Annotated in this window: 21 protein-coding genes, 1 other RNA gene and 1 riboswitch; of the genes, 4 read left to right on the top strand and 18 right to left on the bottom strand. The window is 63.6% G+C overall.

Annotated features, from left to right (window positions below; genetic code table 11):
* Positions 1 to 23 precede the first annotated feature (23 nt).
* From ssrS to QUG03_RS14410, 6 genes are all read right to left on the bottom strand, one after another.
* A non-coding RNA gene (ssrS, locus tag QUG03_RS14435) (6S RNA) lies at positions 24 to 207 on the bottom strand.
* Positions 208 to 238: 31 nt separating this feature from the next.
* Positions 239 to 550: a cell division protein ZapA gene (locus QUG03_RS14430; protein ID WP_019101793.1), complete on the bottom strand. Its 312-nt coding sequence runs from the start codon at positions 548 to 550 to the stop codon at positions 239 to 241.
* The gene (locus QUG03_RS14425; protein ID WP_048409989.1) at positions 547 to 756 is read right to left on the bottom strand and encodes a hypothetical protein; all 210 of its coding nucleotides are present in this window, start codon (positions 754 to 756) and stop codon (positions 547 to 549) included. Before QUG03_RS14425 ends, QUG03_RS14430 begins: the two co-directional genes overlap by 4 nt.
* A gap of 21 nt (positions 757 to 777) precedes the next feature.
* Positions 778 to 1,650, bottom strand: coding sequence for a cobalamin-binding protein (locus QUG03_RS14420; RefSeq protein ID WP_500820297.1), 873 nt, complete (start codon positions 1,648 to 1,650; stop codon positions 778 to 780).
* Positions 1,647 to 2,180 carry a bifunctional adenosylcobinamide kinase/adenosylcobinamide-phosphate guanylyltransferase gene (cobU, locus tag QUG03_RS14415; RefSeq protein ID WP_500820296.1) on the bottom strand — a complete coding sequence of 178 codons (534 nt, stop codon included), beginning with the start codon at positions 2,178 to 2,180 and terminating at the stop codon, positions 1,647 to 1,649. Before cobU ends, QUG03_RS14420 begins: the two co-directional genes overlap by 4 nt.
* A 9-nt stretch (positions 2,181 to 2,189) precedes the next feature.
* Complete coding sequence (locus QUG03_RS14410; protein ID WP_500820295.1) at positions 2,190 to 4,040, bottom strand: TonB-dependent receptor domain-containing protein; 1,851 nt, start codon at positions 4,038 to 4,040, stop codon at positions 2,190 to 2,192.
* A 181-nt stretch (positions 4,041 to 4,221) separates the two neighbouring features.
* Positions 4,222 to 4,466, bottom strand: a riboswitch (cobalamin riboswitch).
* Between the two features lie 149 nt (positions 4,467 to 4,615).
* Here QUG03_RS14410 and cobT point away from each other — a divergent pair.
* The 4 genes from cobT (at position 4,616) to QUG03_RS14390 (ending at position 7,528) form a co-directional block, all read left to right on the top strand.
* Positions 4,616 to 5,659: a nicotinate-nucleotide--dimethylbenzimidazole phosphoribosyltransferase gene (gene cobT / locus QUG03_RS14405; RefSeq protein WP_235085084.1), complete on the top strand. Its 1,044-nt coding sequence runs from the start codon at positions 4,616 to 4,618 to the stop codon at positions 5,657 to 5,659.
* A complete protein-coding gene (locus tag QUG03_RS14400; RefSeq protein WP_107801139.1) occupies positions 5,656 to 6,258 on the top strand; it encodes a histidine phosphatase family protein in 603 nt (200 codons plus the stop codon). Before cobT ends, QUG03_RS14400 begins: the two co-directional genes overlap by 4 nt.
* A complete protein-coding gene (gene cobS / locus QUG03_RS14395) occupies positions 6,246 to 6,974 on the top strand; it encodes an adenosylcobinamide-GDP ribazoletransferase (RefSeq protein ID WP_500820294.1) in 729 nt (242 codons plus the stop codon). The genes QUG03_RS14400 and cobS overlap by 13 nt, the downstream gene beginning before the upstream one ends.
* 89 nt (positions 6,975 to 7,063) lie before the next feature.
* A complete protein-coding gene (locus QUG03_RS14390; RefSeq protein ID WP_227106360.1) occupies positions 7,064 to 7,528 on the top strand; it encodes a GNAT family N-acetyltransferase in 465 nt (154 codons plus the stop codon).
* Positions 7,529 to 7,559: 31 nt separating this feature from the next.
* On the opposite strand, the gene speB is transcribed toward QUG03_RS14390, so the two are convergent.
* From speB to QUG03_RS14330, 12 genes are all read right to left on the bottom strand, one after another.
* Positions 7,560 to 8,525: an agmatinase gene (speB, locus tag QUG03_RS14385; RefSeq protein WP_107801142.1), complete on the bottom strand. Its 966-nt coding sequence runs from the start codon at positions 8,523 to 8,525 to the stop codon at positions 7,560 to 7,562.
* Positions 8,526 to 8,675: 150 nt separating this feature from the next.
* Positions 8,676 to 9,455, bottom strand: coding sequence for a YoaK family protein (locus QUG03_RS14380; protein ID WP_107801143.1), 780 nt, complete (start codon positions 9,453 to 9,455; stop codon positions 8,676 to 8,678).
* Between the two features lie 144 nt (positions 9,456 to 9,599).
* On the bottom strand, positions 9,600 to 10,415 hold the full coding sequence (locus QUG03_RS14375) for an SPOR domain-containing protein (RefSeq protein ID WP_235085086.1): 816 nt from the start codon (positions 10,413 to 10,415) through the stop codon (positions 9,600 to 9,602).
* Positions 10,412 to 11,128, bottom strand: a complete 717-nt coding sequence (locus QUG03_RS14370) for a type III pantothenate kinase (RefSeq protein WP_500820293.1) — start codon at positions 11,126 to 11,128, stop codon at positions 10,412 to 10,414. The genes QUG03_RS14375 and QUG03_RS14370 overlap by 4 nt, the downstream gene beginning before the upstream one ends.
* Positions 11,125 to 12,090 carry a biotin--[acetyl-CoA-carboxylase] ligase gene (locus QUG03_RS14365; RefSeq protein ID WP_227106353.1) on the bottom strand — a complete coding sequence of 322 codons (966 nt, stop codon included), beginning with the start codon at positions 12,088 to 12,090 and terminating at the stop codon, positions 11,125 to 11,127. Before QUG03_RS14365 ends, QUG03_RS14370 begins: the two co-directional genes overlap by 4 nt.
* Positions 12,087 to 12,587: a D-glycero-beta-D-manno-heptose 1-phosphate adenylyltransferase gene (gene rfaE2, locus QUG03_RS14360; RefSeq protein WP_235085091.1), complete on the bottom strand. Its 501-nt coding sequence runs from the start codon at positions 12,585 to 12,587 to the stop codon at positions 12,087 to 12,089. Before rfaE2 ends, QUG03_RS14365 begins: the two co-directional genes overlap by 4 nt.
* Positions 12,588 to 12,724: 137 nt before the next feature.
* Positions 12,725 to 13,174: a type IV pilin protein gene (locus QUG03_RS14355; protein ID WP_107801148.1), complete on the bottom strand. Its 450-nt coding sequence runs from the start codon at positions 13,172 to 13,174 to the stop codon at positions 12,725 to 12,727.
* Positions 13,175 to 13,183: 9 nt separating this feature from the next.
* Positions 13,184 to 17,557, bottom strand: coding sequence for a pilus assembly protein (locus QUG03_RS14350; RefSeq protein ID WP_500820292.1), 4,374 nt, complete (start codon positions 17,555 to 17,557; stop codon positions 13,184 to 13,186).
* Between the two features lie 11 nt (positions 17,558 to 17,568).
* Positions 17,569 to 17,976 (bottom strand): pilus assembly PilX family protein, encoded by a 408-nt coding sequence (locus QUG03_RS14345; protein ID WP_107801150.1) that lies wholly within the window; start codon positions 17,974 to 17,976, stop codon positions 17,569 to 17,571.
* On the bottom strand, positions 17,973 to 18,734 hold the full coding sequence (locus QUG03_RS14340; protein WP_500820291.1) for a PilW family protein: 762 nt from the start codon (positions 18,732 to 18,734) through the stop codon (positions 17,973 to 17,975). The genes QUG03_RS14345 and QUG03_RS14340 overlap by 4 nt, the downstream gene beginning before the upstream one ends.
* On the bottom strand, positions 18,731 to 19,300 hold the full coding sequence (gene pilV, locus QUG03_RS14335) for a type IV pilus modification protein PilV (protein ID WP_371926178.1): 570 nt from the start codon (positions 19,298 to 19,300) through the stop codon (positions 18,731 to 18,733). The genes QUG03_RS14340 and pilV overlap by 4 nt, the downstream gene beginning before the upstream one ends.
* 1 nt (position 19,301) lies before the next feature.
* The gene (locus tag QUG03_RS14330) at positions 19,302 to 19,823 is read right to left on the bottom strand and encodes a GspH/FimT family pseudopilin (protein WP_256477325.1); all 522 of its coding nucleotides are present in this window, start codon (positions 19,821 to 19,823) and stop codon (positions 19,302 to 19,304) included.
* Between the last annotated feature and the right edge of the window lie 248 nt (positions 19,824 to 20,071).

Genomic DNA, 20,071 nt, shown 5'->3' with positions numbered 1-20,071 from the left:
AGGGTGCGGTCATGGCAGAGGGGGGAGCCCCCGCGAGTGTCGTTCGGGCAAAATTCGCTTGTACCCTGTTTCCAGGGAGGGCCGCCTGCCAGTCATTTCGGGCGCATCCTCAAGAGGACGCGGCACGCCCATGACTCACGCTGGCAGCCTGAAGCGAACGCATTGGTACAAAGGAATTGTGTGCCTTCACAAACACCGCAGGGGGTACTGACCTTGGTGTTCGCCAGCTGGCTGCGGTTTAAAACAGCGCTTGCTGGCTTTCGCGGAGCGCCTGGTCGGCTGCTTCGCTCATACTGCGTATTTTACGCTGAAACGCCGCCATCTCCAAGCCCTCTCCCACTTTTGTCTTCAACAAATCGTGGGCGATGTTCAAGGCGGCCATGATGGCGATCTTGTCGGCGTCCATCACCTTGCCGTGCTGCTGGATCATTTCGATCTTGCCGGCCAGCAGACGCACCGCCTCTTGCAGCGTTTCCTTTTCTTCCGCCGGGGTGCCGATGGTGAAGGAACGTCCCAGCAGTTCGATTTCAACCTGAGCCACGTCGCTCATTCCGCATCCTCCGACGCCTTGGGCAGGCGCTCGACCAGAGCCGCCACCCGCGCGCGGGTTTCGTTCACTCTGAAGTTCAGCTCCGCATTGTCGCGCAGCGCTTCGGACAGCGCTTCGGCAAAACGGCCGTTTTGTGTTTCAAGTTCGCGAATGCGCGCCACCAACGCCGTCACCCGCGACTCGAGATATTCCAGTTCCTTGTCCATGGCGGCGAGGATAGCCGGCGCTCACTTGGCCGTCAAACCCAGCCGCTGCCGCGCTGTGTCCAGCGCGAGACACAGGGCCGCCGCGCCGTCCACCAGCCGCGGGCCGGGCACGACCATGGCGTCGCCCGGCAAGGCGAACAAGGCGTCTTTGGCCACCGCCGGCAGCGTCTGCCAACGACGCCACATCCGCAGGCTGGCCTCGTCGCCGGCCAGAATGGCCTGCGGACGCGCGGCCACCACGGTGGCGGCGGACACTTGCGGCGCCGGCTGCCGGACATCGCCAAACACGTTGACGCCGCCGCACAAGCTGATCAGCGGCCCCATGAAGCTTTGATCGCTGACGGTGAAAATGGGCGTTTGGCTGACTTGATAGAACACCCGCACCGGCGCGCGCGCGCCGTAACGCCGGCGCAACTCGGCCAGGCGCTGGCGATAACTCGCGGCCGCCTTGCCGGCGGCGACGTCCACGCCCGCCAGCCGCCCCAAGGCCAGCATTTCCTTGGCCACGTCGTCCGGCTGCAAAGGGTGGCTCAGATAGACGGGAATGCCCAGGCCGCGCAAGCGCTCCAGTTCGCGCGGCGCGCCGCCGTCGCGCCAGGCCACCACCAGATCCGGCCGCTGCCGCATCACCGCCTCCAGGCTGAAGCCGGTGAAGCTGCCCACCCGCGGCAAACGCTTGGCGGCGTCCGGATGGTCGCTATGTTCCACCGTGGCCACCAGCTTGTCGCCGGCGCCCACCGCGTACAGCATTTCCGTGGCGTGCGGCACCAGGGTCAGAATCCTTTGCGCCGGCTGCGCCAGCGTGATGGTCTGGCCACCGCCGTCCTGGGCGCTGACCGCCGCCAAGGCCGGCAGCGCGCCCAGCAGCAAGGCCAGAACCGGCGACCGTCTCATGTCTCGCCTTTCAACACCAGCGGCAAGCCGCAGGCCACCAGCGTCACCCGCTGGCAGACCGCCGCCACCGCTTGATTCACCCGACCCAGCTCGTCGACGAAGCATCGGGTCTGGGCATTGGCCGACACCACGCCCCAGCCGATTTCATTGCTGACCAGCAGCACCTCGCCTCGGGCCTGTTCCAGCGCCGCCAGCAGCGCGGCGCGTTCCTGTTCGAAACCAGCGGTGTCGAAACCGCCGTTCTCGTTGAAAAAGCGCATCAGCCACATGCCCAGGCAGTCGACCAAGAGCAGGCCGCCCGCCGCGTCGCGACGCAGCAGCTCGGCGGCCAAGCCGCGGCCGGCCTCCGCTTGCGACCACGCCGCCGGACGCCGTCGACGATGGTGTTCGACGCGAGCGGCGAACTCGGCGTCGCCGCCGCGCAGCTCGGCCGTCGCCAGATAGCAGACCGGGCCCGGGTGGGCCAAGGCCAGGGTTTCGGCGTAGCGGCTCTTGCCGCTGCGCGCGCCGCCGGTGATCAGGTGGGGCATGGGAATTCCTTACTGACTGAAACGAACCCCAAGGAAAACACCCAGTCCGCCGGTGTTGTACCCATAAGCGGTTTCATATTCACGATTGAACAGATTGTCCGCTCGAGCCGTGGCAGTCCAATTTTTGGCAAAACGATAATTGGCAAAAATATTGGTCACGCCGTAACCATGCAGCGCTTTGGCCTCCGAATTAGCCGCATCTCCCGCTCTGCGCGACGCGACTTGCTGCTCCGCTCCCAGCGTCCATTTTTCCCACTGCTTAGCGGCGGATACGCTGGCACTCTGGCGCGGCCGGTTTGCCAACCAATTGCCTGTCTTATCGTCTCGCGCATCCATCAGCGTCAAGTTACCTTGCCAGTCGATACTGAGCCATTGGGCCCCCGCCTCCAATGACAGCCCCCGGATCGTTGTGCGATCCACATTGCTCGGGCGCCATGAATTGAAATCCGTGGGGTCGGTTTGCGCCCACTGAATCAACTGCTCCACTTTGTTCTGGAATAGGGTCAAGCTAGCCGAACGGCCATCTTTTCGGTATTGCAGAGCCAGTTCTGTATTCTTTGAACTCTCCGGCTTTAGATTGGGGTTGCCGCTGCCCGGATAGTACAGATCGTTAAAGGACGGTGCTTTATACCCTGTGCCATAACCTACACGCGCAAGCCAACCATCGGCGAAATGATAGCCATAACCGGCTTTACCGGTCATCTTCCCCCCAAATTGATCATCATGATCGTTTCGAAGGCTAGCTTGCAGAAGATGCTTGCCCAACTCCAACTGGTAGCTCACGAATCCGGCATTGGTGGTGCGGGTGTTTTTGGTATAGATACCATCGCTAGCGATTTTCTGGTCCAAATGGGAGGCGCCCAAAATAAATAAGCCAACCTTGGTATTCAAGTCGTTCTGCCATTGCCATTCGTTCTGCGTTGTCTGAAAAAAGCTGGCACGTCGATCGAAATTGCCGTTATGAAACTCCTCGGACTTGTCCTGACTGCGGGCAAAACGCAGAGTGCTTGTCCAGACATCGTTGAAACGATTTTTTGATTCAACGCTCTGCCCAGTCAGGCGCGACTTGGAGCGATCCTGCCCCTTCCACGCACTGGTATAGTCAATGTCAGCCTCCGCAAAGGTCTGGAATAGACGCACAGTCAAATCATGGCCCGGCAACAAGGTCTGCGTCAGGCTAGCGGCATAGCTATCATTGCGATACCCATCATTGTCCGGGTTGTAGTAATACGTGTTGCGTGAATTCGTCGCCGAAAAACCATCGGACTGAGCGTGCGACAGCTGCAGGCTATAAGCGGTATTTCCTGACTTCCCCGCTACGCCGGCGCTTAGCTTGCCGGTGCCTCGGCTGCCAAACTCAACCCCCGCGTTCCATCGCGGCTCGCCCTCGCCTTTGCGAGTGAAGATCTGAATCACCCCGCCGATGGCGTCTGCGCCGTATAAACTGGACGCAGGCCCCCGCAGAATTTCAATGCGCTCGATCTGGGCCAATGGAATATTCTGAATCGTCGTGGTACCGAGCGTGGCGGAATAAATTCGCACGCCGTCCACCAGCACCACCGTATGGCTATCCTTGTTGCCGCGGATATAGATGCTGCTGGCGCTGCCTGGGCCGCCATTGCTGGCGATAGAAACAGCCGCTTGACGCGACAACACTTGTTGCAGGGTTTGCGCCCCGCTTTCTTCGATTTCCTCGCGCGTGACCACAGTCGCATCGGCTAGCGTGCGCGACAGCGGTTGCGCCACACGGCCCGCCGTCACCACTACCGGATCCCCGGCGAACTCGGGCACATTGGCGGCATAGGCCTGGCCGGCGCAGACCAGCGAGACCAGCAAGGCGCATTGTTGGGGTTTGAACATGAAACACACTCCACATGGAATCTGGCCGCCAGGGCGGCATGGTTAGGAAGAGTGCGAAGAAGGCATGAAAAGGGGGACGCCGCGGCAGGACGCCGGGCCGTCTGTCGGATCGCCTCCCCGCGATACTCCAGTGCGGCCGCCTTCCGGGCGGCCATTGGGCGGGCGCGAGTGTGGTTTCCATGATCGCGCATGCCAGCAGGCCGGTCTCCGGGCTCGGCCTTGCGGCGATGCGCCTTCCCATCCGATGGACAGTGGCCCTTGCATCGCCTGGGCGTTGAGGTTCAACGTCTCGCGCATCGAGCGCGACTCGGTTGAACAGCTTCACACGCCAGGCCTTACCGTTGCGGGGGCAGCGCCGGTCTTGCACCGGCTTCCCGTTTCATCCGCGGCGCTTGAGCCGCGGACACCTGCTAGGTTCCGGATTATACCGGAGAGCATCCCGACGGGATGGCGCCAAAAGAAATATGTTTAGTTAGGATCAAATCGTCCACCGGCTGCGGGTTGCCCCGGTGGCGGGCTATCGCTTAAAGTCGCCGCTGAATCACTCTCTCATCCAGGCTGGAGTTGGCCATCTCATGACATTCATCGATACCTTTCGCTCACCCGATTTCGCCGCCTACCAGGCCGCCCGCGCCCGCCAGGCCACACTCACCAAGCCGGCGGGCAGCCTGGGCAGGCTGGAAGAGCTGGCCTGCCGCTTCGCCGCCTGGCAGGGCAAGGTCTGCCCGGACGCGCTGCGGCCGGCGATCACGGTATTCGCCGGCGATCACGGCGTGACGGCGGAAGGCGTATCCGCCTATCCCTCGGTGGTGACCGGCGAAATGGTGCGCAATTTCGCCAATGGCGGCGCGGCCATCTGCGTGTTGGCGCAAAGCCTGGACGCCAGGCTGGAGGTGGTGGACGCCGGCGTGCTCAGCGACGTCTCCGCGCTGCCCATCGTCCACGCCAAAGTGCGGGCCGGCACCGGCAATCTGGCCAGGGAGGCCGCAATGACGCCGGCACAGGCGGAGGCCGCGCTGGAAGTGGGCCGCCTGGCCGCGCGCCGCGCGCTGGACGGCGGCGCCAATTTGCTGATCGCCGGCGACATGGGCATAGGCAACACCACCGCGTCCGCCGCGCTGATCTGCCGGCTGGCGGACTTGCCGCCGGAGCGCATCGTCGGCCGCGGCACCGGCCTGGACGAGGCCGGCCTGGACACCAAGCGCCAAGTGGTGCGCACCGCGCTGGCCCGCGTCGCCGAGCGCGATTTGTCCGCGCTGGACATCCTGGCCGAGCTGGGCGGCCTGGAAATCGCCGCCATGGCCGGCTTCTATCTGGAAAGCGCCGCGCAAGGCGCGCCGGCGCTGGTGGACGGCTTCATTTCCAGCGCCGCCGCGCTCTGCGCGCTGGCGCTGGAGCCGCGCGCGGGAGATTGGCTGCTGGCCAGCCACCGCTCGGAAGAAACCGGCCACCTGCTGGCGCTGCACGCGCTGAAGCTGGAGCCGGTGCTGGACCTGGGCATGCATCTGGGCGAGGGATCCGGCGCCGCCTTGTGCGTGCCCTTGCTGCAAATGGCCATCCGCCTGCACAACGAGATGGCCACCTTCGCCGAGGCGGGCATCACCGGAAAAGCGGAATGAACCCCTATACCCTGACCCTGTTGCGTCACGGCGAAATCGATCATGAGGGCCGCTTGATCGGCAGTTGCGATCTGCCGCTGAACGCCACCGGACACATTCAGATGGCGCAAAGCTGGCAGCGCATTTGCGCGCTGGCGCCGGTGACGGCGATGGCCAGCTCGCCTTTGCAGCGTTGCCGCGAGTTCGCGGTCCAGCACGCTCTGCACGGCTCGCTGACGCTGAAAGTGGACCCGCGCTTCGCGGAAATGGACTTTGGCGACTGGGACGGCATGGACGTGCAGGTGCTGGCGCAGCGCTATCCGGACTGGCGCGCCAAACTGGCGGCCGGGGAGCTGACGCCGCCGGGCGGCGAAGCTTACGATGGCTTCCGCACCCGAGTGCTGGCCGGCCTGTCCGAGTGGATGACCACGGCCAGCGGCAGCCACCGCGTGCTGGTCACCCACGGCGGCGTCATCACCACCTTGCTGGCGGAGTTGCTGGGCGCCGATTTTGCGGTGGCCAAGCTGATGACGGTGCAGCGCGGCGGCTTTGCCCAATTATCCATCCTGGACGGGCACCCGGCCTATTTGATGCGGCTGGAAGCACCGTGCGCGGACTGATTCTGGCGCTGCAGTTCCTGACCCGCCTGCCCACGCCGCAGCTGCGCGAGTTCAAGCCCGAGTGGTTGGCCGACAGCGCTCGCTGGTTCGCCGCGGTGGGCTTGATCGTCGGCGCGCTATTGCTGGCGGCGCTGACCCTGGGCCGCCTGAGCGATCCTTGGCTGGCGGCGCTGCTGGCGCTCTTGATGTGGACCTGGGTCACCGGCGGCCTGCATCTGGACGGCTTGGGCGATCTCGCCGACGCGCTGGGCGCCGCCCACCGTTCGCGCGAACGTTTCTTCGAGGTGCTGAAAGATCCTCACGTCGGCAGCTTCGGCGCGCTGGCGCTGATCCTGGCCATCGTCGCCAAGCTGGTCTTGCTGATGTTGCTGGCCAAACAGCCGGCGCCGCCCTGGGGCCTGCTGCTGATCCCCGCCTGGTGCCGCTGTTTCGCGGTGTACTGGTCGGCCAGCCTGCCGGCGATCGCGCCCGGCAGCGGCGAGCGCTTCGCCTGGCGGCGGCACGGCCCCAGCCTGGCGGTCAACGCGGCGCTGCTGGCGGCGCTGTCGGCCTGGCTGGCCCCGGCATTGCTGCTGGCGCCTTTGGCGGCGCTGGCCTGGCGGCGCTTCCTGCTGCGCAAGCTGGGCGGCATGACCGGGGACTGCCTGGGCGCGGGCATTGAGTTGTGCGAAATCGGCCTCTTGCTGCTTTTGGCGGTCCGCTGGCCGGCGCTCTAGCAACGCTGCAACGATACCGCCATCTCCCCGTCATCCGGCGGTGATGCCGAGCGCGGATACTGGCGGCGTCGTCATCGCACGGAGCCGCCATGGCCCATCTGGAGATCAGCTGCGAGCGCGGCCGGCTGGACCGCGACATGATTCAGCGCTTCCTGTCTCAAACCCATTGGGCGCAAGGCCTGACGCCGGAGCAGCTGGACAAGGCCATAGCGCACTCGCTGGTGTTCGGCGCCTACCGCGGACAACGGCAACTGGGCTTTGCCCGCATCGTCACCGACTACGCCAGCTTCGCCTATTTGTCCGATGTGTTCGTACTGGCCGAGGCCCGTCGCCTCGGCGTCGGCCGCGCCTTGATGGAGGCGGCGCTGGCCCACCCCGAGCTGCAGCAGCTGCGGCGCTTTCTGCTGGTGTCCCGCGACGCGCGCCCGTTCTACCGCCGGCTGGGCTTTGCCGAACTGCGCGACGGCGAACGCTATATGGAGCTGCGGCGCGAGCCGGCGGCGCAGCCGGCGCGCGCCTGGTCCTGGTTCCGCGCAAATAAAAACGCCGCTTGATGAGAGCGGCGTTCTTGCATGCGTCAACGGTTCAAAGCGTGCCGGCCAGCTTCTTATTGCGCATCAGGCACAGCATGTCACAGGCCAGATGCGCGGCGGCGAGGGCGGTCACCTCGCTGTTGTCGTACGCGGGCGCCACTTCCACCACGTCCATGCCGACGATGTTCAGATCGCCCAGATTGCGGACGATCTTCAAAGCCTGAGCGCTGCTGAGGCCGCCCGGCACCGGGGTGCCGGTGCCCGGCGCGAAGGCCGGGTCCAGACAGTCGATGTCGAAGGTCAGGTAGACCGGGCTGTCGCCGATCACTTCCTTGATGCGCGCGATGGTGGCGTCAACGCCGTTGTCGTGCACCCAGGGCGCGTTCAGCACATTCATGCCCATGAAGTCGTCGTTCCAGGTGCGGATGCCCACTTGCACCGACTTCTTCGGATCGATCAGGCCATCCTTCACCGCCTTGTAGAACATGGTGCCGTGGTTCAGGCTGTCCGGCTCGTCGTCCGGCCAGGTGTCGCAGTGCGCGTCGAAATGCAGCAGCGCCAGCGGCTTGCCGTATTTCTCCGCGTGCGCGATCAGCAGCGGGTAGGTGATGAAATGGTCGCCGCCGAAGGTCAGCATCTTGGCGCCGGAAGCCAGGATGGTGCGCGCGTGCTCGATGATGGAGGGCTTGATGGTCAGCGGATTATGCGCGTCGAACCAGCAATCGCCGTAGTCGATCACGGCCAGATCGTCGAAGGGGTTGAAGCCCCAGGGGAAGGGGCTCAACTCGGCCAGCTGCACGCTGGCGGCGCGGATCGCCTGCGGACCCAGCCGCGCGCCGGAGCGGAAGGTGGTGGACAGGTCCAGCGGAATGCCGGACACCACCACGTCGGCGCCGGTCAGATCTCGGCTATAGTTGCGGCGCATGAAGGACAGCACGCCGGCATAAGTGTTTTCAATGGAAGAGCCGTACAGGCCCTGACGGCGGATCGCGCCGTCGCCGTAAATGGTTTCGCTCATGAATACTCTCCGCGAGAGAGTACGCCGGGCTCAGGCGTCCCGACGATTACCGTCCATCTTGCACAGCCGACGGCTTGAGGCTGCCGCCCCCCTTGGGGCGGAACCCCGAAGTTTGCCGCGATGCGCGCGCACGCACAAGAGCCAATCGAATCAATGGCTTTCCAGCTGGATGCGCCACAGCCGAAAACGCAGTCTCACGTCGTACCAGACCGGGCGCAGCCCCAGCAGAAACAAGAGCAGCGCCAGCGGCAGGGTGAAGCTGTATCCCATATGCTTGAAGCCCAGCGCGCCCACCACGCCGCCGCCGAAAAACGACAGCAGGATCAGCAGATAGGTGCGCAGCTTGACGCGGTTGGCGCGCACGTCCTTGACCTTGGGCATGCTTTCCCGGCCGTAGTAGCTGAGCTTGGCCAGCTCGATGCCGATGTCGGTGGCGATGCCGGTCATGTGGGTGCTGCGCAACAGGCCGCCGGACAGCTTGGTGACGATGGTGTTGTGCATGCCCATGATGAAGCAGAGCAGCATCACGGTCAGCGGGGTGAAAAAGCCCTTGTGTAAGGACAGCGCGGCCCCCAGCAGGCCAAACAGCAGCAGCAGGCCGGCCTCTTCCATCATGGACACGCCGTAACCGCCGCGCAGACGCTGCCGGCGCGCCCACAGAATCAGCCAGGAACTGTGCATGGCGCCGGCGATGAAGCACAGCAGCATCACCAGCAAGGACAGGCCCAGCGTCACCTCGCCCAGCGCGAACTCGTCAGCCATGCCGGACACGATGCCGGACATGTGCGAGGTATAGCGGTGCACGGCGAGAAAACCGCCGGCGTTGAGCGCGCCGGCGATGAAGGCCATGGACCATCCCAAATGCCGCAAGGTGCGGTCATTGAAACGGCCCCGGTCCAACAGCCGGGTGATGTTGCTTCGTCTGGACATATCCTGCTGACAGAATGAACAACGGCGGCCAGAGGCCGCCGTCATCGGAGAAATGAAGACCTGCGCCTGCGCCCGCTTGGGGCGATGCTTGATAGTGCATCGCCGCGCCGGCGCTGGCAAGCGGTCAGATCAAGACTATCCGTCTCATCCGCAGGATTTCAGGCCGATTCCCGGCGTCAGCCGCTTTTGCAGCCCCTTGAGCTTGTCGGCCTGCTGCGCGTCCAGCGTCTTGAAGCTGAGCGTGGTCTTGCTCGCCTTCTGCCCCTTCTGCTGCACCAGCGCCTTGTCGTAGCCGGCCGCCTTCAGCCGCGCGGCCAGACCCTTGGCCGCGTCTTCCTTGCCGAACAGGCCCAGCGACAGATGGCCTTTGAAGTCGTCGTTCTTGACGATGTAGTTGTCAAAGCCCTTACCCTTCAGTTCCGACGACAGCGTCGACGTCTCCGCTTGGGTGGCCAGCGGCGGATAATAGACCCAGAAGCGCCCGCCGCCGGCGGTTTCTTCCTTGCTGGCCTCGCTCAGCTGGCCGGCCTTGAGCTTGAGCTGCGGCACACCGCCCTTGACCCTGGCCAGCAGCTTGTCGTCCAGCGGCCCCCATTGCAGGCAGGCCGCGGCGGCTTCCGCCGGCTTGGCCGTTTCGGCCTTGGGCTCCGGCTTGGCGGTCTCCGTTTTGGCAACCTCCGCCTTGGCGGCCGCTGTTTTCGGCGCGGACGCTTCCTGGGCCTTAGGCTTGGCCGCGGCCAGCTTGTCCGCTTTGGGCGCGGAAGATTCGCGCAGCGGCTCCGCCGCCGGGGCGGACGCGGCCGGCGCGGAGGCGTTCGGCTTCCAATTGGCCGGCAGCAGCTTGACCAGTTCCGGGCTCACTTCCTGCGCCCGCACGTCCGCCGGCGGACGCTGTTTGAACGAGCCATACATCGCCACCAGCAAATTCAGCACCACGACCAAGGCTAGAAACCACTTCATTTTTCGTCGGCCACTCTTAATAAGCCCAATAACACCAGATTATCCACGATCTCGACCGGCCCGGCGAGCCAAGGCGCCAAGCGCGCCGCGTCGCCGCCGGTCAACAGCACCCGCACCGGAGCGCGTCCGGTATGCGCCTGCAATTGCCGACGCTGCGTTTCCACCGCGCCGGTCAGCGCGTACACCGCGCCGCTGGCCAAGGCGTCTTCCGTGCCTTGCGGGAACGGCGTCACCACGCCGGCGGAACGGTCCAGATTGGCGGTGTTGCGCGCCAGGCTGCTCAACATCAGCTTCAGCCCGGGCACGATCAGCCCGCCCAGATAATCACCCTCGGCCGTCAAGGCCTCCACGGTCAGCGCGGTGCCGGCGCAGGCCACGATCAAGTCGTCCCTATGCAGTTGCCGCGCGGCCAGCACCGCCAGCCAGCGGTCGGCCCCTTGCTCGGCCGGGTTGCGGTAGGCGTTGCGCACACCGCCGAAACCGGCTTCCGCCCGCACCCATCGCAAGGGACAGGGCGTTGCCGCCTCCAAGGCTTGCGCCGCCTCCGCCCGCGCCACCGACGCGCCCCAGGCGGCCGTGATCGGCCATTGTCGCCAGACTTCAGCCAGGCTGGCGATGTCGCCGTGCTCCACCGCGCCCTGCCCCAGCCAGTCACGGCCATCATGCACCGCCCATTTGACCCGGCTATTACCGGCGTCGATCAACAACTTCATGCCAGTTTCCTCAAACTGACCTCGCCGGCGTGATACGTCTTCACGCCGTCGGCGGTGTCCACCAGCAGGGCGCCGCTCTCGGCCACGCCGCGCGCCACGCCCTGCACCGGCTCGCCATGGGAAAAACTCAGGCAGACCGGCGCGTCCTGATGCGCGGACAAGCTCATCCACTCCTGCCGCAAGGGCACGAAGCCATGACGGTCGAAATCGCTCAGCACCCGGTGCAGTTCGTTCAGCAGCTCCGCCAGCAACGCGCTGCGCGCCAGCTTGACGCCCGCCTCGGCCAAACAGGCCACCGGCTGATCCACTTCGCCCGGTTCGCCCACATTCATGCCGATGCCGATCACCACCGCGGTCGGGCCCAGCGCGTCGCCGGACAGTTCTATCAGGATGCCGGCCAACTTGCGCTCGTTCAACAACACATCGTTCGGCCACTTCAAGGCCACCGGCGCGCCCAGCCGCCGCAGCGTCCGAGCCAAGGCCACCCCTACCGCCAGGGACAGGCCGGCCAATTGGGACAGGCCGCGGTCGAAGCGCCACAGCAGGGAGAACGTCAGGCCCGAGCCCAGCCGCGCCTGCCAGCGCCGCCCCAAGCGCCCGCGGCCGGCGGTTTGCAGCTCCGTCGCCAACACCAGGCCGTGCAGGCCGCCGCTGGCGGCGCGCGCCAGCAGCTGGGAATTGGTGGAGTCGGTGCGCTCCGCCACCGCCAGCGTGAAGGTATCCGCCGCCGCCTCGCTCAGGCCGTCGCGGATGGCCGACACGTCCAGCCATTCAAACGGCGCTTCCAAGCGATAGCCCTGCCCGCGCACGCTGAATACGGTGACGCCCAGGTCTTGCTGGATGGCGTGCACCGCCTGCCAGACCAGGGTGCGGGAACAGCCCAGTTCGCCGGCGATGTCTTCGCCGGAATGGAAACGGCCGTCGGCGAGACGGCGCAGCACCGCGAAAGCGTGTTCGCTCACCGGCCGGCCTCGCTGGCCCGAATCTTATTCAAGGTGGAGGTGGTGGAGGTGTCGAACAGGAAGGGAATGGAGTGCACCTGGCCGCCGCGCGCCAGCGTCTCGGCGCTGCCGACGATCTTGTCCGGCGTCCAGTCGCCGCCCTTGACCAGCACATCGGGACGCACCTGCTCTATCAGCTGCGCCGGGGTGTCTTCGTCGAAACAGATCACCAGGCTGACGCTTTCCAAGGCGGCCAATACCGCCGCGCGGTTGTCCTGATGATTGATGGGCCGGTCGTCGCCCTTGCCCAGACGGCGCACCGAGGCGTCGGTGTTCAAACCCAGCACCAGGCTGGCGCCCAAGGCGCGCGCCTGCGCGAGATAGGTCACATGCCCGCGGTGCAGGATATCGAAGCAGCCATTGGTGAAGACGATGGGGCGCGGCAAGGCCGCCAGCTTGTCCGCCAGCTGTTCCTGAGTGCAGATTTTATTTTCGAACAAAGGTGTCGGGTAGGACATCGGCTTCCTTCAAACTCGGCAATCGTCCATGGGCGGCCACGCCCCCATGGACATCAAGTTGCGAAGGATACCACAGCCCCCCACCGCTGCCGCTAGCCAAGCCGCGGACTCCGGTCCGCGGCTGTCTCGTTTCGCCCTCAGCGCCAGCAATTGCTGACGGTGCCGCTGGCAGCGCTCTTGCTGCCCAGGCTATTGAGGCTCAGCGTGCCGCAGCTCTCTCCCACCTGCCCGCCGGCCGGGGCCGCCTGCAAGGTATAGCCCTGGCCGTTGGCCAATGTGGCGGAGGCGCTCAGATCGCCCATGGTGATGGTGTAGCGGTTGTCCTGGCTGCTGATGCTGGAGGAGGCGTAGCTCAGCGCGGTCAGCGAGGAGGCATAAGCATTATTCAGCGTGAAGTATTTTTCCTGCGCCTGGGCGATGGCTTGCAGCTCGGTCTGCACTTCGGCCCGATAGGTGCGTTGCACGTAGTTGGTGTACGACGGCAAGGCGATGCTGACCAAAATGCCGATAATGGCCACCACGACAATCAGCTCTATCAAGGTGAAGCCGCGATGTGTCCGCCGCGCCGCTTTGCTGCGATATCCCATTCCCCATCCTCAGTTATTGGTCAGTTCGCGCCAGGTGACGCGCTTCCAGCTACGCCCCAAGTTCCAGCCCGTGATCGAGGTGCTGCCCGTGGTGCTGCTGGACAGCGAGTAGACCTTGCCGCTCAGGACAAAATCGGTGGTGCCCAACGAGCCGCCCATCTGCTTGCCGATGATGGGCTTGTAGTTGCCGGAGGAGTCCGTCGTCTGCGCCACGGTGTCCGCCAGCTTGGGCTTGATCCCGGCGCCGCCGTTATCGTACTGCACCCGCAGAATATAGGCGGCGTCCTTGGGCGTGCAAATATCGCTGGTATCCGAAGAAGGGATATAGGTCTGATATTCCAGCGTCTTCGAATAATAGTTCAGCATCCCCACCACCCGCTCGCCGCTGATGTTCAAATCCTCGTACCAGCCCAACTTGCCGGCGGTGGAGCTGATCGAGCCGTACTGCGTCGAGCAGCTCTGGTTCGCCGTCGCGCTGGCCAGCGTGTAGTCTTTCCAGCTGATCGAGGTATTGGTGGCCTGCCGGTAAGTGGTGCCGCTGATTACATTGGTGGATAGGGTTTGTTGCAACAACAGACGGCGATCGCAGACCGGCGCGCCCCAGTCCCAAATGCCGTACACACTGTGGCTGTTGGATTCCGGCGTGCAGCTACTGGTCTTGTCGCAGCTTTCTATGTATTTGCCGGTGCCGAACATCACAATCCGGTTGCTATTGCTCGCCGAGGTGACGCCGTTGCTGACCGGCATGGGCGCGGTCACCGGCGCCAGCACGATGGGCTGGGCCACGCCGCTGCTGTCTTTGGCGCTGAACAAGGGCACGCGGTTCAAGGCCACCTTCCAATTGGACGGCGTGCCGGAGCTGAGGTCGAACTTCCACATATTGCCCTTCAGATCCCCGGCGTAGACCACGTCTATCGTGCCGTTGCCGTCCAGATCCACCGGCTCGATGGTGGAGAGGCCGTTAGGCGACACCGCGGTGCCGGACAAGGTGGACAGCTTGTAGTAATTGCTGTTCAGGACCCAGCTGACGCTGGAATCCAGCGACAGAATCAGCAGGGCGGCGTCGCCGTTGGTGCTGTTGTAGCCGTTGTGGCTGACCACATACCACTTGTTGTCATTGAGTTTGATGATCTGCGGCGCGCCGAACACATAGCCCATGTCCAGATCGTTGGTGGCGTTGAACTCCCATTTGGCGATGGAGGCGGCGCTGCTTTCGCTGAAGGCGTCCGGATTGGTGATATCCAGCAGATACAAGCCCTTGCCGCCCGCGCCCAGGCCGCCGGCCAGATAGCTGCCCCAGGTGCTGCCGATCTGGGCGTCGACGGCAACCGGGGTCGAGTCGACATAGAAGTTATGGGTATAGGAATTGCTGGCCAGCAGGTTCAGGTTGCCGAACACCGGCGAGGGGATGTAGGCCAGCAGTTCTGCGCCGGTGGTAGCCTGAAAGCCATGCAGCATGCCGTCGTTGGCGCCCACGTACACCATGGAGGAACGGCTGCCCTTGCTCGTCACAAAGGACTGGTAGCTGGTGCTGCTGTAGTTCGGATCGCTGGAGCCGCTCGCCGGTGCCGGGATGTAAGCCGGCGAGGAGTTGACGATGTCCCCCAGCTTGGTGGCGGGCCGCGGCCGGAACTGGGTGCTGCCGTAGCCCTCGTTCGCCGGGCTGCCGCGCAGATAAGTCAGCCGGCTTTGCGTCACTGAGCTGAGCTCGGACGAGGACGCCCGCAGAGCCTGCTGCTGCACGGTGTTCAGGCTGGACCACTGGAAGGCTTGCCCGCCGCCGATGCCGCCGCTGGAAGTGATGATCTGGCGGCCGGTGTCGCTGCTCACCTTCAGCTTGGCGTTCCACAAGGGATTGCTCAGGGACAGGCTGGTGCCGCTGACCAGAATCTTGCGGGCACTCAAATCCCCGGACCAGTCCGCGCTGTTGACCGAGGCTTCGTAGTAATAAGTATCGCCGCTGATCGTGGACTTGCTGCCCACCCCGGCCGAACCTGACCCGTTCTGATTGCTGATGTTCTGGAAGGCCTGATCCAGCTGCGCGTTCAATTTGGACGGGTTGCTGACCAGCGAGTAATTGTCGGGGTTGCCGTCGCCGTCCGCGTCCCATTGCCAGACATTGTTCGGGTCAAAGGAGTTGGGGCTGCTGGGATTGGTCTTGTTGTCGGTGAAGCCGCCGTATTTGGCCATATACCACAACGGGCTCTCGAACAGCGTAGTCGAGCCCTTGGTCGGATCCAGCGTGAAGGTGGCGGTAAAGGTCAAGGGCAGCACACGGCAAGAGCCGCTGCTGAGGCCATAATTCAGCGGGTTATAGCCAGACTGCCCGCTGCTGGTGCCTATGCACTGAGTAGCGCTGCTTGACTCGTTCTCGCGCACCACCAGGTAGGCGCCGGCCTTGTTCTCGGTGGAGGCCCCGGCCAAGGGTTGCACGCCGGAGATGATGAAACCCAGATGGTTTGCATAGCCGCTGGCCGCATAGGTGGAGTTGACCGTCACCTGCACCTGATTGCTGCCCACCTTGCTGATCTGATAAGTCGCGATAGCATCCAGGTCGTAGTCGCTGCCGAACTCGCTATCGTCGAAGTTCACCTGAAAGGAATAGGAGCTGCCGTCGCTGGCCGCGCTGGTCAGGAAGAAGTTGGTAATGGTCAAGGTATTGCTTGCGCCAATCACCACCTTGCCGAAAGGCACCAGCGTCACCGAACCGCCGGTCAAGGGCACGGTGATCTTGGGCAGGGGCGAAGACAGCCCCACCGCGAAAGTGCGCACCGGCGCCAAGGTGGCGCCGCTGGGCGGACTGGTCGGCGTCACCAGGATGTTGGTGCGCGCATAATAAGCGGCCATCGCCGCGTAAAAGCTGCCCTGCCGCGTCGGCTCCTCCGGCGACAAGCCGCGGACATCGAAATTGGAGGCGGGCTTGCTGGTCGGCAAACCGTCGGCGGTGCCGCCGGACACCTCGCCTATCATCACGTTCTTACTACCGCTGCCAAACTGGTAACCCCACAAGGTGTTGCCCAGCTGGCTGACGTTCATCCCGCTCAAATCGTTGCTGTAGGAGAAGCCCCAGGGCGAGCCCGGCATCTGACTGTCGTAAGAGGTCAAAGCCTCGCTGATCACGGTGACAAAGGGCTTGGTGCACCAGGCCCTGCCGTTATAGGGGTTGGTCCAGCTGGTGATCTTGGGCAGGCCCAAAGTACTGGTATCGATCGAGGTGGTGCCGGTGATGAATTTGGGCCCGCTCTTGCCCGCCAGATAACGCAGGCCCTCGTAATACATGGTGGCCACCGGGTTGCCCCAGTTGCCGCTGCCGCTGGTGGAGGTGTCGTAGCTGGAGCTGGGCTTATTGATCCTGAGGCGGTCGATCGTATCGGCCGTACCCCCAGCCTTAAAAGTACCGTCGCTGTTCAATTCGTCGCCGAACTTGCCGATGGCGTCGCGCAGCACCCCGCCCAACTGCGGCGAGTCATACGAGCCGGTCAGCAAGCCAAACTCCATATTGCTGCTGATGCCGTATTTGTGCAGCAGACCGGTGGGCAGGTAATTGCTGCCGTACTGATTGCAGTTGCTCTCCAGCAAGCCCGCCACGCACACCCGCACTTGCAGGGTCAAGGCGGTGAAGTTCTGAGACAGCTTACCGTTACTCTCGGTGCTGACCCAGTCCGTCATCACGTTCTTGGTGGGATCCATCGCCGCGATCCGCAGCACCGGCGTACCCGGATAGCTGCCGCTATCCATATTCACCATGACGATGTTGCGGCCCGCCGACAGCATGCTGGCGATGGTGCTTGTGGAGGTGCCGGCGCCGTTTTCATACTTGGACACGCCTAGCGTGGTATCGACGTAGGAGGCCAAGGACACCGTGGGGCTGGTGGAAATGACGCTGCCGAAAGACTTGCCCCAGACATGGGCGTCCAGCGGGATGTTGGAGCGGATCAGCGTCGCGGGCGAAGCGCTGGCCCGCTTGCCGCCATACAGCGATTTGCGCAGCACGTCGATGCGCGACATGGTGACGTAGTTGAGGAAGTCCCCGCTCCAGTGCGAGCCGTCGCAGGTTTTGTCGCTGGTCGTCGCATAGGGAATGAAAGCGCTGCTGGACGAGCTATAGGTGTAACACTTGAAGGAGTCGAAATAGCCGTAATAGTCGATGGACTTGGGCTTGTAGCCGATGTCCGGCATCCCGACACCGTCCAGATCCGTATAGTCGTTGTAAGCTGCGACAAACAGATTATGGCTCTTGCCCATCACCAGCAGATTGATCGGGTTCACTTGCAAAGTGTTTTGCAATAAGGGCTGGGTCGGAATGGTCAACGCCCAGGCCAGGCTTCCCTGGGTCAGGGCCAAGATCAGACTCAAGCAACCTTGCATCAAGATGCGCGCCATCTTCCGTCTCCTTACTGCTCCACCCAGACGACGGACTCCAATTGCGTCTGAGTTGTGTTCAACAGGGTCTTGCGGCCGCCGTAGCCCGTCGCCCGCAACAGGTAATAATCTCGTCCCCCGCTGGTGCTGACATAGCTGATGGTATAGGTGGCGGACGCGGCCGAATTGGACACGGCGACGGTGCCGCTCGCCGTGGTGCCGCTTGCCGGCAGATTGTCGGCCGTGGCGATATAAGTCTCGGCCTGACGCATCGCCACTTCCGCCGCCATGAAGGCGATGGCCCGTTCGCGATTGTTGCCGCCCAGTTTTTCTTCCATCAGCGCCGAACGCACCGCCCCGAAACCGAGCATCGCCAGCACGGTCAGGAAGATCAGGGCCACCAGTAATGAAAACCCCTGCTGTTGCGCCTTGGCCGTCATGACAGATTGTTCCGCAAGAAGATGGAGGTCCGGAAGGTACGCGCCAGCTTGCCATTATTGGACACCCCGGCCGCCGGATAGGCGCTGCCATTGCAGTCGGTCACGGAGTAGCCGCTGGGCGCGGTGTACTGAGTGTCCGACTCCACCAGGATGCAGACCCTCACCACATGCACTTTGGTCCAGTCTGCAACCGCTGCCGCCGCCGCATAACTCTCTGGAATATTATCCGGCGTCGTGCTGCTATCCACCCCATACGTCAGCACCAATTGCTTCACTCCGCTCAACACCGTGCTGGTGCTGCCCGCCGTGGTGCAGGTCATCACATCGCTGGCGGTACGGGCAATTGCGAAATTATAAGCCGTCGACGCGCTGGCCACCGGACTGCCCTGGCAATCTATGATCTGATTATCGTTATTTCCGTAAAAGCGGTAGTTCAAAGTGCCGCTCGCCTCCAGCAACACCGTTCCCGCGCTCGTGAATGTGGTGCCGCTGGCGGGGAAATTGACGGCCAGGCCATTGGCCAGCTTGGTGGTGTCCACATAGCCGGCCTGACGCACTTGCTCCGATATCCAGCGGAGGGCGAAACGGCCTTTCTCCTGCACCTCGGCCTGCGCTGCCTGGCTGCGAAACACGGTCTTGTTGGAATAGAACACCTGGCCGACCAGCAGCACCACCATCAAGCCCAGTGTCAACGCCACCATCAGCTCGATCAAGGTCATGCCGCCTTCACGGCGGCTGCGCATCGCCAAGGTTTTCATCGGAATCGGTACTCGAAGGTCTGGGTTTGCATGGGAGTGGTGCCGCTCGCCGCTTTTTCCTGCCAGCTGACGCTGACCGAAACCTGACAAGCCGTACCCGTGCCGGAAGCCCCTGCCAGGCTGTAGCTACACGCGCTCAAGGTAGCAGCGGAACTGCCGTCCGTTTTTTTTAGCAGAACCTGCACCGAGCCCGAGCCCAGCAAACTATTGGCAGAGGATGAAAAGTAAGAAGTGTCTGTCGTCGCCATGGTCTGCGTGGCGGAACTGTTGGCGGTACAATCCGACGTCGCCACCCCGGAGGCGTAGCACCCCAGCGCGCCATTCAAATCCATCTGATTGCTGGCGGTATTCAGGGCGTAAACCTGATCGCCGGTCGCCGCCCTCACCCGCTCGGCCGCCTCCACCGCCAATTCCGAAGCCAGGCTGCGCATATAAGCGTCATGTGAATCGCGGATGGATTTCAGCTGCATGCCGGCCATGGCCAACATGCCTAGGGCCACCACCAGCACTGAGATCAGCACCTCCAGCAAGGAGAACCCAGCCTCCGCTCTTATCCGTGCGCGCATATCAATTCCCGCTGATCAAGCCGTACGGCGCCACCTGCACCGTACTGCTGGCCGTTGTGGTCTGGCTTTGAAACAGTATCTGCAGCGTGGTGGTCAGGCGCGTGCCGCTGGCCGTCGCCCCCCTCGCCTCCCCGCTGGGCGCAAAACGAAAACCGGCCACCGTGCTCGAAGCGACAGCGGCGCCGCCAGGGTTATGCACCGACAGGATTTCGCTACTGGAAGGCGCCCCGCTACCATCGAGATCGGCGAAAACCAACCAACCCACCGACCAATTGCTGGCCGTATTGGAACAACTGCTGCCATCGGTCGACGCGCACACGCCCACCGGCACGCCACGGCGAATCGCTTCGGCGCGGGCATTGGTCATGTCCGCCACCAAGGCGCGCGACAACGCCTGGTAACGATTGGTGTCGATGAATTGGTTGAACGCCGGCACCGCCAATGCCAGGCCAATCCCCACCACCGCAATGGTCACCAATAGCTCAACCATGGTGAAACCACCCAACGTCGTTCGCCGGCCCATTCCATTCCCATTGCTTAAGCTGTTTTTTCAGGATTGTATAGAGAAGCGAACGCAGGCAAGCCTGGCTGGACAAGCGGCAACTAAATCAAGACAGAAGGGAAAGACAAGGAGCAGAAACGGGAAAGGGATCGTCCGCCAGACGACGATGCAATGCATAAAGCCCAGCTCGAGTGAGCTGGGCTTTGCAATGGGGCGTCTGGCGGTGTCCTACTTTCACATGGCGAATGCCACACTATCATCGGCGCTAA

It is taken from the genome of Chromobacterium sp. CCUG 30098, from assembly GCF_059916605.1.
This window is presented reverse-complemented; position numbering and strand designations above follow the sequence as displayed.